At 39.5% G+C, this 6,651-nt stretch carries 7 protein-coding genes; 1 reads left to right on the top strand and 6 read right to left on the bottom strand.

What is annotated here, in order from left to right; translation table 11 throughout:
* Positions 1-497: 497 nt before the first annotated feature.
* The 3 genes from O9316_RS09160 to O9316_RS09150 form a co-directional block, all read right to left on the bottom strand.
* Positions 498-920, bottom strand: a complete 423-nt coding sequence (locus O9316_RS09160) for a hypothetical protein (protein ID WP_298204495.1) — start codon at positions 918-920, stop codon at positions 498-500.
* Between the two features lie 407 nt (positions 921-1,327).
* Positions 1,328-2,674 (bottom strand): adenylosuccinate lyase, encoded by a 1,347-nt coding sequence (gene purB, locus O9316_RS09155; RefSeq protein ID WP_298204494.1) that lies wholly within the window; start codon positions 2,672-2,674, stop codon positions 1,328-1,330.
* 52 nt (positions 2,675-2,726) lie between these two features.
* Positions 2,727-3,419 carry an NAD-dependent deacylase gene (locus O9316_RS09150; protein WP_298204493.1) on the bottom strand — a complete coding sequence of 231 codons (693 nt, stop codon included), beginning with the start codon at positions 3,417-3,419 and terminating at the stop codon, positions 2,727-2,729.
* Between the two features lie 223 nt (positions 3,420-3,642).
* Here O9316_RS09150 and O9316_RS09145 point away from each other — a divergent pair, with 223 nt between their 5' ends.
* A complete protein-coding gene (locus O9316_RS09145) occupies positions 3,643-4,335 on the top strand; it encodes an RNA methyltransferase (RefSeq protein WP_298204492.1) in 693 nt (230 codons plus the stop codon).
* Here the strand turns inward: O9316_RS09145 and O9316_RS09140 are convergent.
* The 3 genes from O9316_RS09140 to O9316_RS09130 form a co-directional block, all read right to left on the bottom strand.
* Complete coding sequence (locus tag O9316_RS09140) at positions 4,271-4,978, bottom strand: hypothetical protein (protein WP_298204491.1); 708 nt, start codon at positions 4,976-4,978, stop codon at positions 4,271-4,273. The two genes, O9316_RS09145 and O9316_RS09140, sit on opposite strands and share 65 nt — an antisense overlap.
* A gap of 2 nt (positions 4,979-4,980) precedes the next feature.
* On the bottom strand, positions 4,981-5,712 hold the full coding sequence (locus O9316_RS09135; protein ID WP_298204490.1) for a hypothetical protein: 732 nt from the start codon (positions 5,710-5,712) through the stop codon (positions 4,981-4,983).
* Between the two features lie 63 nt (positions 5,713-5,775).
* Positions 5,776-6,546, bottom strand: a complete 771-nt coding sequence (locus O9316_RS09130) for a carboxypeptidase-like regulatory domain-containing protein (protein ID WP_298204489.1) — start codon at positions 6,544-6,546, stop codon at positions 5,776-5,778.
* Positions 6,547-6,651 lie beyond the last annotated feature (105 nt).

Here is a 6,651-nt window from a genome sequence, read left to right as displayed (position 1 = left end):
CAACTTCATTATCAAACAAAAAGCCTTCAATAACTTTGTATAATCGGGATTTATCTTCCTGATTTAATTCCGATATTTGGGATAAAATACTGTCTTTCATAAAGCAAATATAATAAATATATTATTTAGACTAAAGCCTTTTTTTTCAAGGCTTATGTAAAATTGAATCGAAGGTATTTGTTTATTCTATATTCGATCGGCGTCTATGGCAAAGCGTGGTCGATTCCACTTGGATCTCAGCAACCCTAAGACGCAGAGTCACATATCAATCTAGTACAATACTATTCCCTCTATCGTTAAGCAAACTATAAGATGGGTATGGTATTTTCTTTGTACTTCCAAGAGGATTTTTTTAATTGACTTCAAAAAAGATGTAAAAAATCCTTTGCTTGAGAGGTAGTATGATGGAGGGAGATATATAAACCTTCCTATGTAATTTTACCCCAAAAACGCCAATAAAGTTACATAAAGCTGTATCCTTGTAACCGAAATCAATGTTAGTAGGCACCCCCTATCTCTATCATCTGATATGCGGATGGCGTGACAATTTCTTGGTAATTACTCCCATCAATATTGCAAGATGCTATATTTTGGTAACCATTGATAGTATTCATAACCACAAAGAAAACTTTTTGGCCATCAGGAGAGAGAAATGGAGTTGATCGCGTATTTTGCGTTTTTATCTCTCGATTGGCGGGGAGTGTAATAGGAATTAATGTTTGATTGGAACCATCATAATTACAAGTCCATAGTTGGATTTCATTTTGACCGGGGATATTCTTAGCAAACAATAATTTATTGATTTGCGTTGTATTTTGTGTTGAATTTTGAATTTCACTATTCGAGCAACTGATTTGAAATAAAATTCCAGCAAGGGCAAAAACACCTACATAAAGTGTATTTTTCAATAGATTTTTCATACGATTAAAGATTAAAGTTTTGGATAAAGTATTTACGATTTTTATTTTTTTAAGAAATAATAGTAAACAAATAAAATAGTCTAAAAAGTTAAAGGGATTTGTTCCATAGTAACATTTGCATAAATAAAATACGTTGCACGATAAATCCGAACAACAGCTAAGGTCGATGGTAAAATGGTCTACACATGAAAAAAATGATCGACTTCATCCAAATTTAGCGAAAAATGCCAATCAAAAATTCTAAAAATCGTTTTTTTAAATTAGTGCTTGCATTTGAGTTTTTTAGTTTAGTCTTGGATCGCTATTTAATTGAGGTATAATCCTTTTTTTAGAGTTATTGACAATAAAAAAACGGCCCATCTCAGTAAGCCGTTTCTATATAATTCAAAATTTACAATTCAAAACAACTATCCTATTCCCAAGTAATTACTTGGGGTAATTGCCATTAATTCCGCTTTTACAGTGTCATTTACGTGCAAGGTTTGTATAAACGCCTGAATCGATGCTTGGTTAATGGCACTGTTGGTTCGGGTTAAATCTTTTAAGGCTTCATACGGATTCGGGTACCCTTCCCGACGCAAAATAGTTTGGATGGCTTCTGCCACTACAGCCCAGTTGTTTTCCAAATCTTCGGCTAATTTAGCTTCGTTCAACAATAATTTGTTCAACCCTTTTAAGGTAGCTTCAAAGGCGATAAGCGTATGACCAAGAGGAACGCCAATATTGCGCAAAACGGTACTATCGGTCAAATCGCGTTGCAATCTGGAAACAGGCAATTTGGCTGCTAAATGTTCGAAAATAGCATTCGCAATACCCAAGTTACCCTCAGAATTTTCAAAGTCAATCGGATTCACCTTGTGCGGCATGGCTGAAGAACCAATTTCCCCCGCTTTGATTTTTTGCTTGAAATAATCCATCGAAACATACGTCCAAATGTCGCGATCTAAGTCGATTAAAATGGTATTAATACGTTTTAAAGCATCAAAGAACGCCGCAAAATGATCATAATGTTCAATTTGTGTAGTAGGAAACGAGTGGTGTAACCCCAAAATACCTTCTACGAAATTGGTTCCTAAATTTTTCCAGTCCGTGTTCGGATAGGCTACACGGTGTGCATTGTAATTTCCAGTGGCTCCCCCAAATTTGGCGGCAAAAGGAACATTAAACAGCAATCGCATTTGTTCTTCCAATCGCTCGACAAATACCAAAATCTCTTTCCCTAAGCGGGTAGGAGAAGCAGGTTGCCCATGCGTACGGGCCAACATAGGAACGTCATGCCATTCCATCGACAACTGTTTGAGTTTGGCGATTACTGCAATTAAAGAAGGCAAATACACTTTCTCAAAAGCCTGTTTTGTCGAGAGTGGAATCGCGGTATTATTGATGTCTTGCGAGGTCAGGCCAAAGTGAATGAATTCTTTAAACGGTTCCAAACCCAAGGCATCAAACTTATGTTTGATAAAATATTCAACCGCTTTGACATCATGGTTGGTCGTTTTTTCGGTTTCTTTAATCCACAAGGCGTCTTCCGTTGTAAATTCGTTATACAATTCGCGTAGACTGGGAAATACCGATGGATTGACGTCTTTCAATTGAGGAATACCCGCTTCGCATAGCGCAATAAAATATTCGATTTCAACAAGAACACGGAATTTGATTAAGGCTTCTTCCGAAAAATACGCAGCAAGCGGTTGAGTAACTTTACGATAACGTCCGTCAATGGGCGATATGGCGTTCAGTGCAGTAAGTGACATAGGTTGTGTTGTTAAGGCGCAAAATTACGGATTTGATTTCGGAAACACCAAGCTAACCCAGTACTTTTTTTAACTTTTCCCAAAGCATCGGAACGCCTATTATAGCTGATTCAGGAATGATTTCCAAAGGATTAGCCACATCATATAAGGTGGCGGGTTTGGGGTCAATGTAAACGATGGGAACCCCTGGTCGCGCATAGTGAATGAGTCCCGCCGCAGGATAGACTTGCATTGAAGTTCCTATCACTACAACTGCATCTGCTTGATGAACGTAATGCACTGCTTGTTCAAGGGCAGGAACCTCCTCGCCAAACCACACAATATGTGGACGCAGTTGGGCTCCCTTCGGGTCACAATCGCCCCAATGTAAATCACCAGGCCAATCGATGATGTAGTGGGGATCTTTGGTGGAACGCACTTTCAATAATTCACCGTGTAGGTGTAAAACATGCGAACTGCCCGCCCTTTCATGCAAATCATCCACATTTTGGGTTACGATATGTATCCGATAGTCTTGTTCCATCGCGGCCAATGTACTATGGCCATGATTGGGTTGTACGGTATGCAATTGCCGTCGTCGTTGGTTGTAAAATTCCAATACCAATTCGGGATTACGTCTAAATCCTTCGGGAGTGGCCACTTCCATAACGTCATGACCTTCCCAAAGTCCGTTGGCATCTCGAAACGTGGCAATCCCACTTTCTGCGGAGATACCGGCACCTGTTAAAATGGTTAGCGTTTTCAATTGTAAGTTATGAATTATGAGTTATGAATTATGAGTTTTTCTGCTATTAGGTTGTATGATGCTTTTAGTGTTTGCTTCATTGACGGGTTATCGCAAAGTAGGAAGTTTATTGAAAAGATGCAATAACAATCATAAATCTATTGCATTACAATATTACTACGTTGCATAAAGTACTTCATTTTTAATTCCATTTCCTTATTGTATTTTAGCTAAAAAAAATCGAATGGTCGATTTGAATTTATTAACCTTTCTCGAGGGTTTTTTAACCGATGAACGCAAAGAAAAGTTTCAAAAGATATTGGCTTCACGCACCAACCACATCACTGTTGCGATGGAAGACGTATATCAGTTGCACAATACCAGTGCAGTAATGCGCAGTTGTGAGGTGTTTGGTGTGCAACAGTTGCATGTTATTGAGCAAAAATTCGGAAAGCGAATCGATCGAGAAATTGCCATGGGAGCCCAAAAATGGGTCGATGTGCAGCGGTATAATTCTGTATCCTCTTGCTTAGAAAAGTTGCGTTCACAAGGATATCAAATAATTGCCACAACACCCCACAACGATTCGTGCTTGTTGCATGAGTTTGATATAACCCAACGTTCAGCCTTGTTTTTTGGCACGGAAAAGGAGGGATTGTCTCCCGAAATACTGGCACAAGCCGATGGATTTTTGAAGATTCCAATGGTAGGATTTACCGAAAGTTTAAATATTTCCGTTTCCGCTGCTATTGTCATTCAAGACCTTACATCGCGGTTGCGGCAATCAAACTTACATTGGCAGTTAACTCCAGAAGAACGTTTGCATTATCGGATGCAATGGACCCAAAACTCCATTAAAGATGTAGCACGGATTATGGAACGCTATGCGCAGTCTCCTTCTTTTGAACCTTTACAAAATTCGTTAAAGCAAACGTAAGGAAATGGGTCTGAAGTTGGGCCGACGAAAGCTTTGGACTCTCAACAATCATCAGGGTAGTTACTCCCTGATCCGAAGTAGATACACCATATCCATTAAACGATGTACCCTCCTGTTGAAATTGGTAAAACAATTGGTCGGTGCGCTCAGATGAGGCCTCTTTTTTACGGAGTTTAAAGGCATCACGATGTTGTTTTAACCAACTATCCCCTTTTTCTTCTCCCTCGTATTCAACAACATAGGTAACCGTATTGTCAGCTGACTTGAAGCCGAAGCGAATGGGCATTGGCGGATGGGTAAGAAACATTGTTTCTTTGCTCAAACGAAGACTTGTGTTGATGTCAAAGGGAAACAAACTGTCTTTTGCCAACCGTTGAATACCGCGTTGCAGCAATACGATGTCCTCGGTTTCGCGCAATTCCTGATAGGGAGTATACAAGGTGTTGGGGGCTTGAGCATATTGGGTTTCGCGTATCCGTTGCAGGTTTTCTTGCTGCATTTGAATAGCATTATTTACCGATTGATTTACAGGCGAAATTGCAGGCGTTTGTTGGGTTCGATTACAAAAAAGTATGATACGAACTAATGCAAAAATCAGCAATCCGAAGGTGAGTATTTTACGCCAAGGGTTATTACTTTCCATCGTTAAAATTCTGAAGCATTAAAGGTCATTGATTGAATCGATTTTCCTTCCGGGGTGATTAATTTGTAGGTTACTTTTGTAATTCCAAGACCCCGCATACGTCGCAATGTGTTTTGTGTGGATGGGTCTGATTTTAGTGATTCTTTTAGTAAGGGTTCGGCATTTGGAGATTTAAGAATTTCTTGCATGTCGGCAGGCATTTCTAAGGTATAGGTGAGCTCGTTGCTCGATGTGCGTTCAATTTTCATCAACCGACTTCCATCCTCATATTGCATAGGCAAACTGGCATTTAAAGCGCTGATGGCAGTTTCTTCTGGCGATTGTCCATCATTAATGGGACTACCTTGTTTGGTTTTGTCCAAAAAAGATTTGTCTACTAAGGCATCCGTAATTATTCGCCCGTTGGTGTCAATGATTCGCACTTTAAATTTCACGCCTTCGTTGATGAGGTCCATCATCGATTCTTCGCGTTGAAACATGGCGGGTAGTGCCGAAATCATTAATTGAGCCGATTGTGAAGCCGTAGGATCGTTAATGTCTAATGGGGAAGCCAAGTTTAATTCAATCATATCTAAGCCTTCTACTTTGGCTTGAGTGCCCGAAGTTCCAATCATGGAATTCATTGCGGTTTGATTGAAGCCATTGACAAATTCGTGCATTTTTTGAGTGCGCGATTTACAAGAAGCGGTAAGGAGTGCTATCGAAAAGATGGCTAAAAAAGCGAGCGTACGCATGGGTCTAAAATTTAAAGAGTCCAAGGTACTGTAATTATGGGAGAAAAAATGTAAAACGCGGAATTATTTGGATTTACTCAATACTTTATATTGTTCATAGCATTGGCTAATGGCTTCCATGATTTGGAGGTCGTTGGCGGTTTCGATAAAAGCTTCCGAGTAACTACAGCGGCTGAGAATTTCGGCAATATCTTTTTTATCTATTCCTAAAAGTATGGCAATAGTTTCCCGATCGTATTTGGTTTCTAACAAGTTTTTCACCGTATCATCCTTCTTCATTTCCCGTAATTTGCGGAGTTCTTTGGGTTTTTTCCCAAAAAAATTATAGAGCATATCCGCTGGATTGAAGACCGAGTTAACCACACGAGTGAACGCATTGGGCGAAGATTCACCGGCTTCATAAGCTTGAGGTAAACCTGAAATACTGTACCGATAATTTTCGGCAATAGGAATCAGTTTCGTGTCCACTTCAAGATATCCGGTAAGTTTGTATTTTCGAATAACAACCTCCTCCAGTGCAATAGCTTTTTCAGTCAGTTCCAATCGGGCTGTTCCGGTTTTTATCCAGTCGTTGGTGACCCGAACTCGGAGCGATTGAAATCCAATCATAGTGATGTGAAGCGTATCGTTGACGGAGGCATTGATTTCAAATTCACCTTTGGTATTGGTTTGCGTTCCTTTGACTTTATTAATATTGATAATATTCACATTAGCCACTGGAAGTGTAGAGGCGCTATTTACAATAGTTCCTTTCACCAAGCGATCGGTAGGGATGGTTTGGGCTGAGACACCAAGAAAGATACAAAAGAAAAGTAATAAATAGCGGTATTGCATGGTCACCAAATTCAGTGTTAAAAGTAGCAATTTTAACAGGAATTCCAATTTCGTATCGAAAGATTATCAGAAAATTAACAGCCTATTGGCATTGAGCCTTCTCTT

The organism is Flavobacterium sp., from assembly GCF_027533505.1.
GTDB lineage: Bacteria > Bacteroidota > Bacteroidia > Flavobacteriales > Flavobacteriaceae > Flavobacterium.
Note: the sequence above shows the minus strand (reverse complement) of the source record. Positions and strands in the feature narration are given on the sequence as shown.

What these genes read in the sequence shown, in the direction of transcription:
- purB (WP_298204494.1), bottom strand. Translation starts at nt 2,674, where the DNA reads ATGTCACTTACTGCACTGAACGCCATATCGCCCATTGACGGACGTTAT.
- O9316_RS09140 (WP_298204491.1), bottom strand. Translation starts at nt 4,978, where the DNA reads ATGGAAAGTAATAACCCTTGGCGTAAAATACTCACCTTCGGATTGCTG.
- O9316_RS09130 (WP_298204489.1), bottom strand. Translation starts at nt 6,546, where the DNA reads ATGCAATACCGCTATTTATTACTTTTCTTTTGTATCTTTCTTGGTGTC.
- O9316_RS09135 (WP_298204490.1), bottom strand. Translation starts at nt 5,712, where the DNA reads ATGCGTACGCTCGCTTTTTTAGCCATCTTTTCGATAGCACTCCTTACC.
- O9316_RS09160 (WP_298204495.1), bottom strand. Translation starts at nt 920, where the DNA reads ATGAAAAATCTATTGAAAAATACACTTTATGTAGGTGTTTTTGCCCTT.
- O9316_RS09145 (WP_298204492.1), top strand. Translation starts at nt 3,643, where the DNA reads ATGGTCGATTTGAATTTATTAACCTTTCTCGAGGGTTTTTTAACCGAT.